The following is a 14,440-nucleotide window of genomic DNA, read 5'->3' on the forward strand; positions in this document are numbered from 1 at the left end:
ATCAGGTTCCGCTGAATCATGACGACAACACGCCGCCGGCCCCGGCGGCGTCCCTCTCTCTCATCCTCTATTGGCGCTCCAGGGCTCAACGCGCCGGCTCGATATTCCGTTCCCGCAGCACGGCGGTCCAGCGCTCGACCTCCCGGTCGACAAATGCGCTGAGGTCCTCGGGCGTATTACGCCCTTCCGGCAAATCGAAGGCCAGGTCCGCCATGACCTGTCTGAGTGTCGGGTGCTGCAAGACCGAGTTGACCGCCCCGTTCAAGCGGTCGATGACTTCGGCCGGTGTCCCGGTGGGCGCCACCAGTGCATACCAGGTTTCGCCCTCCTTGCCGGGCAGCAGATACTCCTCGATGGCCGGGACGTCCGGCAGCGCCGGGATCCGACGGCTGCCCATGATCGCGATGGGCCTGACGGCCCCCGATTTGATCTGGGAGATGACGCCCGGCACAAGGGTGATCTGCAGGTCGATACGTCCCGCCATGAGGTCCACCAGCGCCGGCGCGCTGCCCCGATAAGGGGCGTGCACGATGTCGACATGCGCGGCTTTCTTCAAGACCTCGCACAACAGATGTTCCGTCGTGCCTATCCCGCCCGAAGCGCAAACGAGCTTGCCAGGCTGCGCCCGCGCGGCCGCCAACACGTCCGGCAAGTCATGCAGGGAGGATTGCTGCCCGGTGATCATGACCAGGGGCACCGTCGCCAACATGCCGACCGGCGTGAAGTCGCGCTGGAAGTCGTAGTCGATGTGCGGATACATGATGCGATGGATGGCGTTCGGCCGGGCCGCGAGATAAAGCGTGTAGCCATCGGGCGTCGCCCTGGCCACGTCCGCCGCGGCGATATTGCCCGCGGCGCCCGGCTTGTATTCAAGAATGACCTTTTTGCCCAGTTCCAGGGTCATGTAGGCGGCCATGTGCCGCGCGATCAGGTCGGATGCGCCCCCTGGCGGGAACCCCAGGACGAGGGTTACCGGGCGTTGCGGGTAGACAGGCTCCGTGCCCGCGGCCGCAGGGGCGACGGGAACCGAACTCCCCGCCAGTATCAGTGCCGCCAATTTCTTTATTCCTGGACTCATCTTCATACTCCACAGTCGGGACATATGGCGCGGCGTCAATGCAGCGGATGGATGTTCCTGTCCATCAGCACTGCCGTCCATTTCTCGGTTTCATCCGCGAGATGGGCACGCAGGCGCTCGGGGGTGTTGTCGGCAGGATGGGCCGGCATATAGGCGAGCTGTTCCAGCCTTTCCTTGAGGCCCGGCCGCGCCAGCGCCGCGTTGACGGCCCGGTTCAGGGTGGCGATGACGGGCCGCGGCGTCCGGGCGGGCGCCATCAAGGCGTACCAGCCTTCGGTTTCCGCGCCTGGCAGACGGAATTCGCCTGTGGTGGGAACGGCGGGCAGCGCGGCAGCGCGCTCGCGCGCCATGACGACGAGGGGCTTGATGTTGCCCGAGCGGATCAAGGGCAGCGCCATGGGCAAGGGCGAAATCAAAAGATCGGTGCGACCGCCGATGACATCGGCCAGGGCCTCCACCACGCCGTGATACGGCGCGTTCACCAATCGGATGCCGACTGTCTGCTGCAGGAAGCCGCCCAATATATGGGACGTGGTGCCGATCTCCGAAAAGGCGCAGGTAAAGCCTTGAGAATGGGTGGGCGCGGGCGCCATGACATCGTTCAAGCTGGTCAGCGGCGAATGCTTGCCCGTCACCATGACGAAAGGCATCCTGGCGACCATCCCGACCGGCGCCAGATCGAAGGAGAAGTCATAATCGACCTCGTCGTACATGAGGCGATGAAAAATATTCGGACGTCCTGCCAGGAAGATCGTGTAGCCGTCGCGCGCCGACCTGGCCACGGACGCCGCGCCGATGTTGCCCGCCGCGCCGAGCCGATAGTCGAGGGTGAGTTCCTGCCCCAGCTCCTCCCCCATGTACCTGGCGATCTCGCCCATGAGCATGTCGCCGCCGCCTGGCGGAAAGCCCACGACGATGGTGATCGGCCGCTCCGGAAACGGCGGCGCCAGACTGGCCGCCATCGCTCCTGCCATGGCTCCGGCCGGAGCCCCGTCACGGGCCGCCATCAGCGCGGCCATCTCCCTGTTCCCCAGTTTCATCGTCATCCCCCACGAAACATCGTGCGCGGACCGGAGCCGGAGCGCGCGTCATTGCAGCCCTTTGATCTGCCAGGCGGCCAGAATGGCGGTCCACTTCCTGGTGTCTTCCGCGATGAGCGTGGCCAGGGCCGAGGGATCCTCTGCCGATGTCGGTGCGACGAAGCCCAGACGCGACAGCTGTTCGCGCTCGCCCTGGGCGGCCAGGGCCCGGTTGACGGAGCGATTCAGGCGCGCGATGACCTGCTCCGGCGTCCTGGCCGGCGCCATGATGGCGAACCAGTCGTCCGCGCTCGCTTCGCCGTAGCCCAGTTGCTGGATGGTGGGGAGGTCCGGGACCTCGGCCACCCGTTCCTGCGACATCACCGCCAGCGCATGCACGCTACCCGCATGGATGTGGGCAAGCGCCGATGACAGAGGCAGGCAGAGGAAATCGACCCGCCCGGCGATGACGTCCCGGAGCGCCACCGGCGCGCTTTGATAAGGGACGTGGATCCACTCGACCCCCGCGGTTTCCTGCAGGATGCGGGAGAGCAGGTAGTTGGTCGTGCCGACACCGATGGTGGCCAGGCTGAACTTGCCGGGATGCGCCTTCGACAGGCTGATCGCATCCGGCAGCGTGGCGGCTTCGACGTGATTGCCCATCAGGATGACCAAGGGCATCTTGGCTGCCAGCGCCACGGGCGCCAGGTCCTGCGCATAGTCGTAGTTGATATGCGGGTACATGGTCTTGTGCAGGGTTGCCGCGCGCGTGCTGAGGAAAATGGTGTAGCCGTCGGCCTCCGACCGTGCCACCGCCAGCGCGGCAATATTGCCCGAGGCCCCGGGCCGGTAGTCGACGATGACCTTCTGCCCCAGATCCGCGGTCATGTGGGCGGCGATGCGGCGCGCCAGGATGTCGGTGCCGCCGCCCGGCGCCGTGCCGATGATGAGAGTGATGGGTCGTTGCGGATAATCCGCGATGTTCTCGGCGGCGAAGACGTGTGTGGGAATCGAACCGCCCACCATGATCAACGCCGCCAGATCACGCTTGCTGAAACTCATCTGCTGCCTCCGATACTTCGTAAATGGCTGCATGGGTCACGGGGCACGCAGCACAATAGACCGGTGGGTGCACAGAACCGTGAATCAGGTTCCGTGACGAGCTCAGCCAGCGGCGACAGGAGGGACGACTGGACGTCGCCAGGCGGCGGCTGGCGCGGCTGGGGCCGCTTCCTGCTCACCTGGGCGCCATATAGCCCAGCCGCGCCAGGCGTGCCCGCAGGCTTTCGTCCATCAAGATGTGATTCACGCAGCGGTTCAAGCGGGCAATGACATGCGGAGGCGTCCCCGTGGGCACCAGGATGGCGTACCAGTCATCCGCGCCCGCTTCGGCAAAGCCGGCTTCCTCGATGGTGGGAATGTCGGGAATCTCGGCGACCCGCAGCCGTGAGGTCACCGCCATGGCGCGCACGCGCCCCGCCTTGATATAGGGCAGCGCCGCGGACAGCGGCGTGAAGAAGAAATCGATCAGCCCGGCGACCACGTCGTTCAAGGCGGCCACGGCGCTTTGATACGGGACATGCAGGGATCGCATGCCCGCCGACGTCTTCAGGATCTCGCTGAGCACATGATTGGTCGTGCCCATGCCCACTGACGCACACACATATCTGCCGGAATTGAAGCGGGTCAGCGCGATGGCGTCCGCCAGGCTGTTGGCGGCGACATGATTACCCATGATCACCGCGACGGGCATCGTCGCCAGCAAGGCGACGGGCCGCAGATCCCGGGCGAAGTCGTAGTCCATGTGTGGATACATCGTCTTGTGCAGCGTGGCCGCCCGAGTGCTTAGCAGCAAGGTGTAGCCATCGCACTTGGCGCGGGCCACCCGCGCGGCGCCTATATTGCCCGAGGCCCCGGGCTGGTACTCGATGCTGATGGCCTGGCCCAGCGCCCGCGCGAGGTCCTCGATCAGCGTGCGCGCGAGAATGTCCGCGCCGCCTCCAGGCGCGGCCCCCAGCACCAGGGTGATGGGACGCGCGGGATACCAGGGTTCAAGACCGGCGGCCAGTTGCCCAAATGAGGCGCCACCCAAAACCGGCATGGGGGCACCGGAAACCACGGGAGCCAGATATCGGATTTGATGATTCATTTCTATCGTCCTTCTCGGATTTGCATCACTTGGTGAAGAGCGTGGCGCGCCATGCCCGTTGCATGGGTAGGACCCGCGCGCCCTCCGGTTCCGCGACGCGGCCGGCGGACGAAAAAAAACCTGAGGCAGGCGTGACGCCCGTCTCAGGTTTTCATGTGCAACCGGCAGCTCCGATGATTTCAGGGCTGGCCGGCGGCGGGGATCAGCTGAAGAACTCCTTCACCCGATCCGTCCAGGACTTGCTTTGCGGCGAATGACGGTCGCCGCCATCGTTCAGCGAGGCTTCGAATTGACGCAGGATGGTCTTCTGTTCCTCGCTCAGGCGCACCGGCGTTTCCACGACGACGTGGCAATACAGATCGCCCGGATAGCTGCCGCGCACACCCCGTATCCCCTTGCCGCGCAGGCGGAAGGTCTTGCCGGACTGGGTGCCTTCCGGGATGGAAATCTCGGCCTTGCCGCCCAGTGTCGGCACCTGCAGCTCGCCGCCCAGGGCAGCGGAGGTGAACGGGATGGTCAGTTCGCAGTGCAGATCGTCGCCGTCGCGCTGGAAGATCTTGTGCTGCTTGATGTGGATTTCCACATACAGGTCGCCCGACGGGCCGCCGTTGACACCAGGCTCGCCATTGCCGCTGGAGCGGATGCGCATGCCGTCGTCGATACCGGCCGGAATCTTGACCTGCAGCGTCTTGTTGCGGCGAATACGGCCCACGCCATCGCACGACACGCAGGGATCGGTGATCTCCTTGCCGGTGCCATGGCAGGTCGGGCAGGTCTGCTGGACGCTGAAGAACCCTTGCTGCATGCGCACCGCGCCCGAGCCGCCGCACGTGTGGCAGGTCTTGGGCGACGTCCCCGGCTTGGCGCCGGAGCCGTGGCAGGCATCGCACTTTTCCCAGCTGGGCACGCGGATTTCGGTATCGAATCCATTGGCCGCCTGTTCCAGCGTGATTTCCAGCGAATACTTCAGATCGGCGCCGCGATAGACCTGCGGGCCGCCACGGCGGCCACCGCCAGCGGCGCCGCCGAAGATCTCACCGAAGATATCGCCAAAGGCGTCGGCAAAACCGCCGCCCATGCCGGCACCCATGCCGCCAGCCGCATTGGGGTCCACGCCCGCATGACCGTAACGGTCAAAGGCGGCGCGCTTCTGTTCGTCGGTCAGGATTTCATACGCTTCCTTGACCTCTTTGAACTTGTCTTCCGCTTCTTTGTTGTCCGGGTTGCGATCCGGGTGGTACTTCATGGCCAGCTTGCGGTAGGCCTTCTTTATTTCATCGTCCGTGGCGTTTTTGGCGACGCCCAGAGTCTCGTAATAGTCACGTTTTGCCATGATATTCCAGAGGCTGGATTCGACGGGCGCCGCCCCGGTAGACCCGGCAATCCGCCGGGCGGCCCGCAGCCCGCCGCTTATACGATCGCGCCCGGCACCCGAAAAACATCCGGGGCCGGGCGATTTACTTACAGATTCACTCGTTCATCGAGCAAGGGTCACTGGTCCCGCTTGACTTCCTTGAAGTCGGCGTCGACGACGTTGTCGTCAGCCGGCTTGGCGTTGTCAGCAGCCTGCTGCGCCTGCGCGCCTTGCTGCGCCTGCATGTCGGCGTACATCTTTTCGCCGAGCTTCTGCGAAGCGGTGGCCAGGGCCTGCACCTTGGCTTCGATGGTTTCCTTGTCGCCGTCCTTGAGGGTGGCTTCGAGGTCCTTGATGGCGGCCTCGATGGCTTCCTTCTCAGCGGCTTCAAGCTTGTCGCCGTATTCCGTCAGCGACTTGCGGGTCTGGTGCACCAGCGAATCGCCTTCGTTGCGGACCTTGGCCAGTTCGGCGATGCGATGATCCTCGGCCGCGTTGGTTTCGGCGTCCTTCACCATGCGCTGGATCTCTTCTTCCGACAGACCCGAGTTGGCCTTGATGGTGATCTTGTTTTCCTTGCCCGTGCCCTTGTCCTTGGCCGACACGTGCAGGATGCCGTTGGCGTCGATGTCGAAAGTCACTTCGATCTGCGGCGTACCACGCGGCGACGGCGGGATCCCTTCCAGATTGAACTCGCCCAGCGCCTTGTTACCGGCGGCGATTTCGCGTTCGCCCTGGAAGACCTTGATCGTCACGGCCGGCTGATTGTCGTCCGCGGTGGAGAAGGTCTGCGAGAACTTGGTCGGAATCGTCGTGTTCTTGGTGATCATCTTGGTCATCACGCCACCCAGGGTTTCGATACCCAGGGACAACGGCGTCACGTCCAGCAGCAGCACGTCCTTGCGGTCGCCCGACAGCACGGAACCCTGAATCGCGGCACCAGCGGCCACGGCTTCGTCCGGGTTGACGTCCTTGCGGGGATCACGGCCGAAGAATTCCTTGACCTTCTCTTGCACCTTGGGCATGCGGGTCATGCCGCCGACCAGGATGACGTCGTCGATCTCGGTAACCTTCACGCCGGCGTCCTTGATGGCCACGCGGCAGGGCTCGATGGTGCGCTCGATCAGCTCTTCCACCAGGGCTTCCAGCTTGGCGCGGGTCAGCTTCAGGTTCAAGTGCTTGGGACCGGACGCATCAGCGGTGATGTACGGCAGGTTGACTTCGGTCTGTTGGGCCGAGGACAGTTCGATCTTGGCCTTTTCCGCCGCTTCCTTCAGGCGTTGCAGGGCCAGCACGTCCTTGGACAGGTCGACGCCTTGTTCCTTCTTGAACTCGCCAATGATGTAGTCGATGATGCGCTGGTCGAAGTCTTCACCGCCCAGGAACGTGTCACCGTTGGTGGACAGCACTTCGAACTGCTTTTCACCGTCGACATCGGCGATTTCGATGATCGAGACGTCGAACGTGCCGCCGCCCAAGTCATAGACAGCGATCTTGCGGTCGCCCTTTTCCTGCTTGTCCAGGCCGAAGGCCAGGGCCGCGGCGGTGGGCTCGTTGATGATGCGCTTGACGTTCAAACCCGCGATACGGCCGGCGTCCTTGGTGGCTTGACGCTGGCTGTCGTTGAAGTAGGCCGGCACCGTGATCACGGCTTCGGTGACCTCTTCGCCCAGGAAGTCCTCGGCGGTCTTCTTCATCTTGCGCAGCACTTCGGCCGACACCTGGGGCGGCGCGATCTTCTTGCCTTGCGCTTCCACCCACGCGTCGCCGTTATCAGCCTTGCTGATCTTGTACGGCATCAGGTGGATGTCTTTCTGCACGGCCTTTTCGTCGAACTTGCGACCGATCAGGCGCTTCACGGCGTACAGGGTGTTCTTGGGGTTGGTGACGGCCTGGCGCTTGGCCGGCGCGCCCACCAGGGTTTCGCCATCGTCCATGTAGGCGATGATCGAGGGGGTGGTGCGAGCACCTTCCGCGTTCTCGATGATGCGGACCGAGGCGCCATCCATCACAGCTACGCAGCTGTTGGTAGTGCCAAGGTCGATGCCGATGATCTTGCTCATGATGGATTACCTTGAAGAATTATGTTTTGGAAAATGGAAAGGAAAATTCGTTCTACGACTAAATAGTGACTACGGCTGCCATTTCAAGGGCTTATTGCGGGTTTCGGCGTACTTTTCAGCACTTTTCAGCGCTGTTCCGCCGGCGGCTCCGCCAGCAACCGCCGCACCGCGTCGGTGAACTGGGGCAAGCCGGGCCAGCCCGAGATCCGCCCCAGGCGCTTGCCCTGGCGGAACATCATGAAAGCCGGCACGCCGTGCAGCGAAAAACGCTGCCCCAGCGCCACATCGTCGTACACATTGCACTCGAACCAGGTCAGGCCCAGGTCCAGCAAGGCGTCCTTGTGCAGCATTGCGGTCTGCTTGAACACGTTGCAGTTGTAGCAGTCCTGTCCCCACAGAAAGACGCAGCGCAGGTCGGCGCCGGGCGCCTGCACGACCATCGGGTCGAAGCTGGCGCTGTCGACGGCACGCATGCCGAAGACATCGAAGATCTGCGTGGGGTCGAAGGACTGGACGCTGGACATGGCCGAGACCGTTCAGCCCTGCCCGGCCGAGACCATGACCAAGGCCGGACGCAGCACGCGGTCGGAGATCAGGTAGCCCTTTTGCAGCGTCTGCACGACCGTGTTGGCCGGCTGGTCGGATGGGACGGAAGAAATCGCCTGGTGCTGATGCGGGTCGAACTTCTCGCCGGCGGCCGGCGCGATGTCGATCAGGCGGTTGCGTTCGAAGGCGCTGCTGAGTTGCTTCAGGGTGCTTTCCACGCCGGCGCGCAGGGCGTCCAGGGTCTGATCCTGCTGGGCCAACGCGGCTTCCAGGCTGTCCTTGACCGGCACCAGACTTTCGGCGAACGACTCGATGCCGAATTTATGGGCCTTGGATACGTCTTCCTGGGCGCGGCGGCGGACGTTTTCAGCCTCGGCACGGACGCGCAGCAGTTGGTCGTAGTGCTCGGTGGCCTTGGCTTGTGCCGCTACCAATTGGGCTTGCAGATCCAGCAGGGGATCGGCGGAAGCGTCGGTTTCGCCGGACGCGGGGGCCGTGGTGGCCGGGTCGATCTCGGGCCCTTTATCGGCAGGCTCGTTCTGTGCCGTCATGGAATTTCCTCCGGAAACAATGGCGTTCGCGAAACAGTATGGGGGTCAATGCCCGTGTTTCAAGCCTGGGTATGGAGGAAAGGATGAAAAAAATCGACTAATGGGAGGTTTGGTCTGTGGGGCGGAATAAAGGGCTGATTTTCTTGAGATTTTTTGCCCCCGGGCGCGGGGGAAGAGCATTCCGGCCGCCCCGGGGGCGGCCGGATTTGCCTGTTTGCCGGCAGAATGGGGAACTTAATGGCCGATCGCTGCACACGGCGACGCCGGCGAGATTGCATCAGGGCGCCGCCCTGGTTAGCCTGGTTAGCCTGGTTAGCCTGGTTAGCCTGGTTAGCCTGGTTAGCTTGGTTGCCCTGGTTAGCCCGGTTGCCCTACTTGCTCGCCCCGGCCCGGTTGCTGAATTGGCTGCTCCGTGCAGCCTGCCCCCAGGCCGGCCCTGGTGCGGCTTTTCCGAAAAGCAAAAAGGCCGAAAGACATAGTCTTTCGGCCTTTTTAGATTTGGAGCGGGAGACGAGTCTCGAACTCGCGACCTCAACCTTGGCAAGGTTGCGCTCTACCAACTGAGCTACTCCCGCGTATTCGCGTAAAATCAGCGAAGAACGAAACTATAGCACAAGTGACCCCGTACATGTCAAACACCCCGGCTTCGTCCGGCACTGCCCAGTCTCTCGCCAACAACACCCCCGCGCAGCCCGCGTCGGCGCAACAGGTTCCCGGCGCCGCCGCGCCCTCTTCCGCCGCCAGCGCAGACACGCCGGCATTGATCCCGCGCGCGGCCGATCTGACGCCGTTCAACACGATTGGATTGCGTGCGCACGCCGCGCATTACGTGCGTATCGATGACCTCGCCCAGTTGCCGGCCCTGTCCGATCTGGCCGAGCGTCATGGCCGGCTGCTGACTCTGGGTGGGGGCAGCAATATGGTGCTGCCGGCGGAGGTCGACGGCCTGGTGGCCCACATGGCCTTGCGCGGCGTGCGGCTGGTCGAACAGCGCGCCGACGCCTGGATCGTCGAAGCCGCGGGCGGCGAGGTCTGGCATGACTTCGTCCAGCACTGCCTGGGGCAAGGCTGGGACGGACTCGAAAACCTGTCGTTGATCCCAGGGACGGTGGGCGCGGCGCCCGTGCAGAACATCGGCGCCTACGGGGTGGAGCTGGATACCCGCTTCGACGGGTTGACCGCCTGGGACGTGGCCCGGCGTGAACTGGTCCACATGGACCGCGCCGACTGCCGGTTTGCCTATCGCGACAGCCGCTTCAAGCACGAAGCGGCCGGACGCTGGGTCATCGTCGCCGTGCGTTTCGCGCTACCGCGTCCGTGGCAGCCGGTGCTGGACTACCCGGACCTGCAGCGCCACCCGGGCCTGGCCACCGCCGGCGCCGGCGCCAATGCAGATGCCAGTGGCACCGCCAACGCCGGCTCCGCCGCCACCAGCGTGACGGCCCGTGCCATCGCCGCTGCCGTGTGCGACATCCGGCGCGCCAAGCTGCCCGATCCCGCCCGCATCGGCAACGCCGGCAGCTTCTTCAAGAATCCCATCGTGGATGCGGCGCAGCGCGATGCGCTGGCCGCGCGCTTTCCCGGCCTGGTTTCCTACGCCCAGGCCGATGGCCGCTACAAGCTGGCCGCCGGCTGGCTGATCGATCAGTGTGGGTGGAAGGGCCGCGGCCTGGGCCCCGCCGGCGTGCATGAACGCCAGGCCCTGGTGCTGGTCAATCGCGGCGGCGCGCAGGCCGCCGACATCCTGGCGCTGGCCCGCGCCATCCAGGCCGACGTGCAGGCACGCTTCGGCGTGGCCCTGGAGGCCGAACCGGTCGTCGTATAAAAGCAGGATCAGAGAGCAGGATTGCCGCGGCAATGCGCCGCCAGGTCCGTGGATCACGGCGCGGGCCACCGCATTGGCCCGTGCCCCCACTCAGCCATCGTCGTCCGCAGGACGACGATGATTTCATCGCGCTGCTGCGCGGCGGCGCGAAACGGGGCTTACAGTCCCAGGACCGCCGGCATGTCGAACAAGCCGTTGGCCTTGCCGCCCAGGAAGGCGGCGGCGCGCACGCTGCCTTGGGCATAGCCCAGCCGGCTGCTGCTGCGATGGGTGATCTCGATACGTTCGCCCGCGCCGCAGAAGTACACCGTGTGTTCGCCGACGATGTCGCCGCCCCGCACCACGGAAAACCCGATGGTGCCGGTCTCGCGGGGACCCGTCTCGCCTTCCCGCGACAAGGTGGCCACGTCGGCCAGATCGACACCCCAGGCCTTGGCCACGGTCTCGCCCATCTTCAACGCCGTGCCCGAAGGCGCGTCGACCTTGTTGCGGTGATGCGCTTCGAAGACTTCGACGTCATAGCCGGAATTCAAAATACGCGCGGCCAGGTCCAGCAGCTTCAGCGTCGCATTCACGCCGATGCTCATGTTCGGCGCGAAAACGATGGCGATCTTCTGGCTGGCGCGCTCGATGGCGGCGCGGCCGGCCTCGTCGATGCCCGTGGTGCCGATCACCATCTTCACGTTATGGCGCAGGCACGCATCCAGGTGCGTCAACGTGCCCTCGGGCCGCGTGAAGTCGATCAGGCAGTCGGCCGCGGCAAGGGCGTCCAGGTCATCCGTGATGCGCACGCCGCTGTCGCGGCCCAGGAAGCCGGCGGCATCGGTGCCGATGTCGCTGCTGCCTTTACGGTCGAGCGCGACGGCCAGTTCCAAGCCGGGCGTGTTGAGCACGGTTTCGATAAGCATGCGGCCCATGCGGCCGCCTGCGCCGGCGATTGCGATGCGCATAATGAAGTCCTTCGGAACTACGGTTTTACAGAGGCTGCGGCGAGCTCGTGCCCGGCATGGGGACGGCACCCGGCGTGGTCGAATCGGTAGGCGCCGGCGGCGTGATCGTCACGTTGCCGTGCGATTTGCCGTCGTCCTTGGCACGCTGCGCGTCCTCCAGCGTCTGGCGGTTTTCCGCCTCCGAGCGCTTGATGTCCTGGTTGGCCAGCTGGAAGGGCTGCAGGTCGGGCTGTTCGTCACCCTGCCAGCGGACCAGCTTGTCGTCCTTGAAAAAGACGGTGAACTTGCGTTCCTGGGACTTGCCGTAGCCGGGCTTGTAGTAATAAGGGAAGTCCCAACGATCGGCGTGCAGCACGCTGGTCAGGGTGGGACTGCCGAGCGCGAAACGTACCTGCTCCCGGGTCATGCCGGGTTGCAGCAGGGCAACCTGCTCGCTGGTCACCCAGTTACCCTGTTGAACCGGAGCCTTATAGGGGAATCCCCATTTTCCGGAGGCGCAGCCGGCCAGCGCAAAAACGATGGTTGCGGCGGCAAAACCCGCCTGCAGGCGGCGCGAAGAGATGCGGACGATGGTGGACACTAAAGGGCCCCCGTAATGGATACTGGCAAAACCGGTATCATAAAGGTTTAAATCAAATTCAGCGCTGGCGGCCGTTAAGCTGCCAGGCTTGCCGGTAGACGGTGGGCCTGAGCAGCGGGCCCGTGACCCCTCCGGCGTTGGCGCAGCGGAAATTAACACACCATGACCGATCAAAGCGAATTGAAGACCATGGGTTTGAAGGCGACGTTCCCGCGCCTGAAGATTCTCGACATTTTCCGCAAGGCGGAGCAGCGCCATCTTAGCGCGGAAGACGTCTACCGCGCCCTCATCAACGAGAACGTCGAAATCGGCCTGGCCACCGTTTACCGGGTGCTGACCCAGTTCGAACAAGCCGGCATCCTGGCGCGCAGCCAGTTCGACAGCGGCAAGGCCGTGTTCGAACTGAACGATGGCGACCATCACGACCACCTGATCTGCACCAACTGCGGAAAAGTCGTGGAGTTTTCGGACGTCGACATCGAAAAACGCCAACACAAGGTGGCCAAGGACAACGGCTTCTCGCTGGAGTCGCATGCCATGGTGCTCTACGGCGTGTGCAGCGACTGCACTGGCAAGCGCTAAACCAGCGCTGAGCAAGCGCTAAGCAAGTCTTGACCCGGACGGGGGCGCGCATGGCGGCCCCCGTTTTGGTATTTCAGGCCCCGTACAAACTCCGATCAAGCCCCGAGCATTTCCCGCGCGTGTTCGCGGGTGGTGTCCGTGATGCGGATACCGCCCAGCATGCGGGCAATTTCCTCGACCCGGTCGGAAGCGCCCAGTTCGGTGATACGCGACTGGGTCGTGCCCTTGCTGGCGGCCTTGCTGACCCGGTAGTGGGCGCCGCCGCGGGCCGCGACCTGCGGCAGGTGGGTGACGCACAGCACCTGGTGGCGCTGGCCCAGCTCGCCCAGCAGCCGGCCCACCACTTCCGCCACCGCGCCGCCCACGCCACTGTCCACTTCGTCGAAGATCAGGGTCGGCACCCGTGCCGCGCGGCTGGCGATGACGGATAGCGCCAGTGAGATCCGCGACAATTCGCCGCCCGATGCCACCTTGGCCAGGGCGCGCGGCGTGACGCCGGCGTGCCCGGACACCTGGAATTCGACGACGTCGTCGCCCAGCGCGGATGCCGTGCCGCTGGCCACATCCACCTCGAACCGGCCGCCCTGCATCGCGAGGGTCTGCATGGCTTCGGTCACCAGCTTGCCCAGGTCCTTGGCCGTCTTGCGGCGCGCCGTGGTCAGCTTGGTGGCGGTCTTGGCGTAATCGGCTTGCGCGGTCTCGGTCTGCTTGCGCAGGGCGTCGACGTCGCCGGCCGCCTGCAAGGCGTCCAGCTGCTGACGCAGGTCTTCCCGCAGGCGCGGCAGATCCTCTGGTTCCACCTTGAACTTGCGGGCGGTCTCGAAGACGTCGCCCAGGCGCTGTTCGGCTTGCGCCAGGCGGGCCGGATCCAGCTCGACCTTGCTGACGTAGTTGTTGAGGTCGGACACCGCTTCGGTAATGGCGATGCTGGCCGATTCCAGTTCCTCGCAGACCCCGCGCAGCGCCGGATCGTGGCGCAGCTGCTGCTGGAGCAGGTGCAGCGCGGCATTGACGCGGTTGCTGGCGGAATCGTCTTCGCCGTCGAGCGCCTCGATGGCCTGGGCGGCGCCGTCCAGCAGCGATTGCGCATGCGACAGCCGGCTGTGTTCGGTCTGCAGCGTTTCCCACTCGCCCGGCTGTGGCGACAGACGCTCCAGTTCACCGGACTGCCAGGCCAGCCGCTCGCGGTCGGCTTCGCGTGACGCGCTGTCGCGCTCGGCCGATTCCAATTGCTTGAGGCGTTCGCGCCATACCTTCCAGGCCTGGGCGACCGCGGCGCGCAGGTCGCCATGACCGCCGTGGGTATCCAGCAGGTCGCGTTGTGCGTCGGCGCGCATCAGGCTCTGGTGGGCGTGTTGGCCATGGATGTCGACCAGGCTGTCGCCCAGCTCGCGCAATTGCGCGACGGTGGCGGGCACGCCGTTGATGAACGCCCGGCTGCGGCCTTGCGGGTCGACCACGCGGCGCAGGACCAGTTCGTCGTCCGCCTCGATCTCCCGTTCGGCCAGCCAGGGGCGTAAATGAGCGGGCGTATCGAAGACCGCGCTGATATCCGTGCGGGCCGCGCCTTCGCGCAGCACGCCGGCATCGGCGCGGCCGCCCAGGGTCAACGCCAGGGCGTCGATGAGAATAGATTTACCGGCGCCGGTTTCGCCGGAAAAAACAGTGAATCCCTCGCCGAAGTGGATCTCGGCGAGGTCAACGATCACAAAATCCCGGATATGCAGGGTGCGCAGCATGTTC

At 64.8% G+C, this 14,440-nt stretch carries 13 protein-coding genes, 1 tRNA gene and 1 pseudogene; 3 read left to right on the forward strand and 12 right to left on the reverse strand.

Features of this window, described 5'->3' with window-relative positions; genetic code table 11:
• Positions 1 to 85: 85 nt before the first annotated feature.
• The 9 genes from ASB57_RS17060 to ASB57_RS17100 form a co-directional block, all read right to left on the reverse strand.
• Positions 86 to 1,078, reverse strand: coding sequence for a tripartite tricarboxylate transporter substrate binding protein (locus tag ASB57_RS17060; protein WP_197424742.1), 993 nt, complete (start codon positions 1,076 to 1,078; stop codon positions 86 to 88).
• A gap of 35 nt (positions 1,079 to 1,113) precedes the next feature.
• Positions 1,114 to 2,118: a tripartite tricarboxylate transporter substrate binding protein gene (locus tag ASB57_RS17065; RefSeq protein ID WP_197424744.1), complete on the reverse strand. Its 1,005-nt coding sequence runs from the start codon at positions 2,116 to 2,118 to the stop codon at positions 1,114 to 1,116.
• A 48-nt stretch (positions 2,119 to 2,166) separates the two neighbouring features.
• Positions 2,167 to 3,159 carry a tripartite tricarboxylate transporter substrate binding protein gene (locus ASB57_RS17070; RefSeq protein ID WP_057653307.1) on the reverse strand — a complete coding sequence of 331 codons (993 nt, stop codon included), beginning with the start codon at positions 3,157 to 3,159 and terminating at the stop codon, positions 2,167 to 2,169.
• Between the two features lie 175 nt (positions 3,160 to 3,334).
• Positions 3,335 to 4,246: a tripartite tricarboxylate transporter substrate binding protein gene (locus ASB57_RS17075; RefSeq protein WP_057653308.1), complete on the reverse strand. Its 912-nt coding sequence runs from the start codon at positions 4,244 to 4,246 to the stop codon at positions 3,335 to 3,337.
• A 202-nt stretch (positions 4,247 to 4,448) separates the two neighbouring features.
• Positions 4,449 to 5,579 carry a molecular chaperone DnaJ gene (gene dnaJ, locus ASB57_RS17080; protein WP_057653309.1) on the reverse strand — a complete coding sequence of 377 codons (1,131 nt, stop codon included), beginning with the start codon at positions 5,577 to 5,579 and terminating at the stop codon, positions 4,449 to 4,451.
• Positions 5,580 to 5,737: 158 nt separating this feature from the next.
• A complete protein-coding gene (dnaK, locus tag ASB57_RS17085; protein WP_057653310.1) occupies positions 5,738 to 7,663 on the reverse strand; it encodes a molecular chaperone DnaK in 1,926 nt (641 codons plus the stop codon).
• A 125-nt stretch (positions 7,664 to 7,788) separates the two neighbouring features.
• On the reverse strand, positions 7,789 to 8,187 hold the full coding sequence (locus tag ASB57_RS17090; protein WP_057653311.1) for a co-chaperone YbbN: 399 nt from the start codon (positions 8,185 to 8,187) through the stop codon (positions 7,789 to 7,791).
• Positions 8,188 to 8,199: 12 nt separating this feature from the next.
• The gene (grpE, locus tag ASB57_RS17095; RefSeq protein WP_057653312.1) at positions 8,200 to 8,760 is read right to left on the reverse strand and encodes a nucleotide exchange factor GrpE; all 561 of its coding nucleotides are present in this window, start codon (positions 8,758 to 8,760) and stop codon (positions 8,200 to 8,202) included.
• 499 nt (positions 8,761 to 9,259) lie between these two features.
• Positions 9,260 to 9,335: transfer RNA gene (locus ASB57_RS17100), tRNA-Gly, on the reverse strand.
• 53 nt (positions 9,336 to 9,388) lie between these two features.
• Between ASB57_RS17100 and murB the strand changes: the two genes are divergently transcribed.
• A complete protein-coding gene (murB, locus tag ASB57_RS17105; protein ID WP_082621673.1) occupies positions 9,389 to 10,585 on the forward strand; it encodes a UDP-N-acetylmuramate dehydrogenase in 1,197 nt (398 codons plus the stop codon).
• 158 nt (positions 10,586 to 10,743) lie between these two features.
• Here the strand turns inward: murB and dapB are convergent, their stop codons facing one another.
• Entirely contained in the window at positions 10,744 to 11,535 is a 792-nt protein-coding gene (dapB, locus tag ASB57_RS17110; protein WP_057653313.1) for a 4-hydroxy-tetrahydrodipicolinate reductase, read from the reverse strand.
• A gap of 25 nt (positions 11,536 to 11,560) precedes the next feature.
• Positions 11,561 to 12,106 (reverse strand): outer membrane protein assembly factor BamE, encoded by a 546-nt coding sequence (locus ASB57_RS17115; protein WP_057656220.1) that lies wholly within the window; start codon positions 12,104 to 12,106, stop codon positions 11,561 to 11,563.
• Between the two features lie 67 nt (positions 12,107 to 12,173).
• On the opposite strand from ASB57_RS17115, the pseudogene ASB57_RS31880 reads away from it, so the two are divergent.
• Together ASB57_RS31880 and fur are read left to right on the forward strand one after the other, a co-directional pair.
• Positions 12,174 to 12,281: pseudogene (locus tag ASB57_RS31880) on the forward strand (hypothetical protein); the annotation flags it as partial.
• Positions 12,278 to 12,697: a ferric iron uptake transcriptional regulator gene (gene fur, locus ASB57_RS17120; RefSeq protein WP_057653314.1), complete on the forward strand. Its 420-nt coding sequence runs from the start codon at positions 12,278 to 12,280 to the stop codon at positions 12,695 to 12,697. The pseudogene ASB57_RS31880 and the gene fur, both read left to right, overlap by 4 nt.
• Positions 12,698 to 12,792: 95 nt before the next feature.
• Here fur and recN read toward each other — a convergent pair whose 3' ends face one another.
• Positions 12,793 to 14,436, reverse strand: a complete 1,644-nt coding sequence (gene recN / locus ASB57_RS17125; RefSeq protein ID WP_057653315.1) for a DNA repair protein RecN — start codon at positions 14,434 to 14,436, stop codon at positions 12,793 to 12,795.
• Positions 14,437 to 14,440: the final 4 nt, after the last annotated feature.

Origin of the sequence: Bordetella sp. N, assembly GCF_001433395.1 — a bacterium.
In the GTDB taxonomy this organism is placed as follows: Bacteria; Pseudomonadota; Gammaproteobacteria; order Burkholderiales; family Burkholderiaceae_B; genus Bordetella_C.

What these genes read in the sequence shown, in the direction of transcription:
- ASB57_RS17060 (WP_197424742.1), bottom strand. Translation starts at nt 1,078, where the DNA reads ATGAGTCCAGGAATAAAGAAATTGGCGGCACTGATACTGGCGGGGAGT.
- ASB57_RS17065 (WP_197424744.1), bottom strand. Translation starts at nt 2,118, where the DNA reads ATGAAACTGGGGAACAGGGAGATGGCCGCGCTGATGGCGGCCCGTGAC.
- ASB57_RS17070 (WP_057653307.1), bottom strand. Translation starts at nt 3,159, where the DNA reads ATGAGTTTCAGCAAGCGTGATCTGGCGGCGTTGATCATGGTGGGCGGT.
- ASB57_RS17075 (WP_057653308.1), bottom strand. Translation starts at nt 4,246, where the DNA reads ATGAATCATCAAATCCGATATCTGGCTCCCGTGGTTTCCGGTGCCCCC.
- dnaJ (WP_057653309.1), bottom strand. Translation starts at nt 5,579, where the DNA reads ATGGCAAAACGTGACTATTACGAGACTCTGGGCGTCGCCAAAAACGCC.
- dnaK (WP_057653310.1), bottom strand. Translation starts at nt 7,663, where the DNA reads ATGAGCAAGATCATCGGCATCGACCTTGGCACTACCAACAGCTGCGTA.
- ASB57_RS17090 (WP_057653311.1), bottom strand. Translation starts at nt 8,187, where the DNA reads ATGTCCAGCGTCCAGTCCTTCGACCCCACGCAGATCTTCGATGTCTTC.
- grpE (WP_057653312.1), bottom strand. Translation starts at nt 8,760, where the DNA reads ATGACGGCACAGAACGAGCCTGCCGATAAAGGGCCCGAGATCGACCCG.
- murB (WP_082621673.1), top strand. Translation starts at nt 9,389, where the DNA reads ATGTCAAACACCCCGGCTTCGTCCGGCACTGCCCAGTCTCTCGCCAAC.
- dapB (WP_057653313.1), bottom strand. Translation starts at nt 11,535, where the DNA reads ATGCGCATCGCAATCGCCGGCGCAGGCGGCCGCATGGGCCGCATGCTT.
- fur (WP_057653314.1), top strand. Translation starts at nt 12,278, where the DNA reads ATGACCGATCAAAGCGAATTGAAGACCATGGGTTTGAAGGCGACGTTC.
- recN (WP_057653315.1), bottom strand. Translation starts at nt 14,436, where the DNA reads ATGCTGCGCACCCTGCATATCCGGGATTTTGTGATCGTTGACCTCGCC.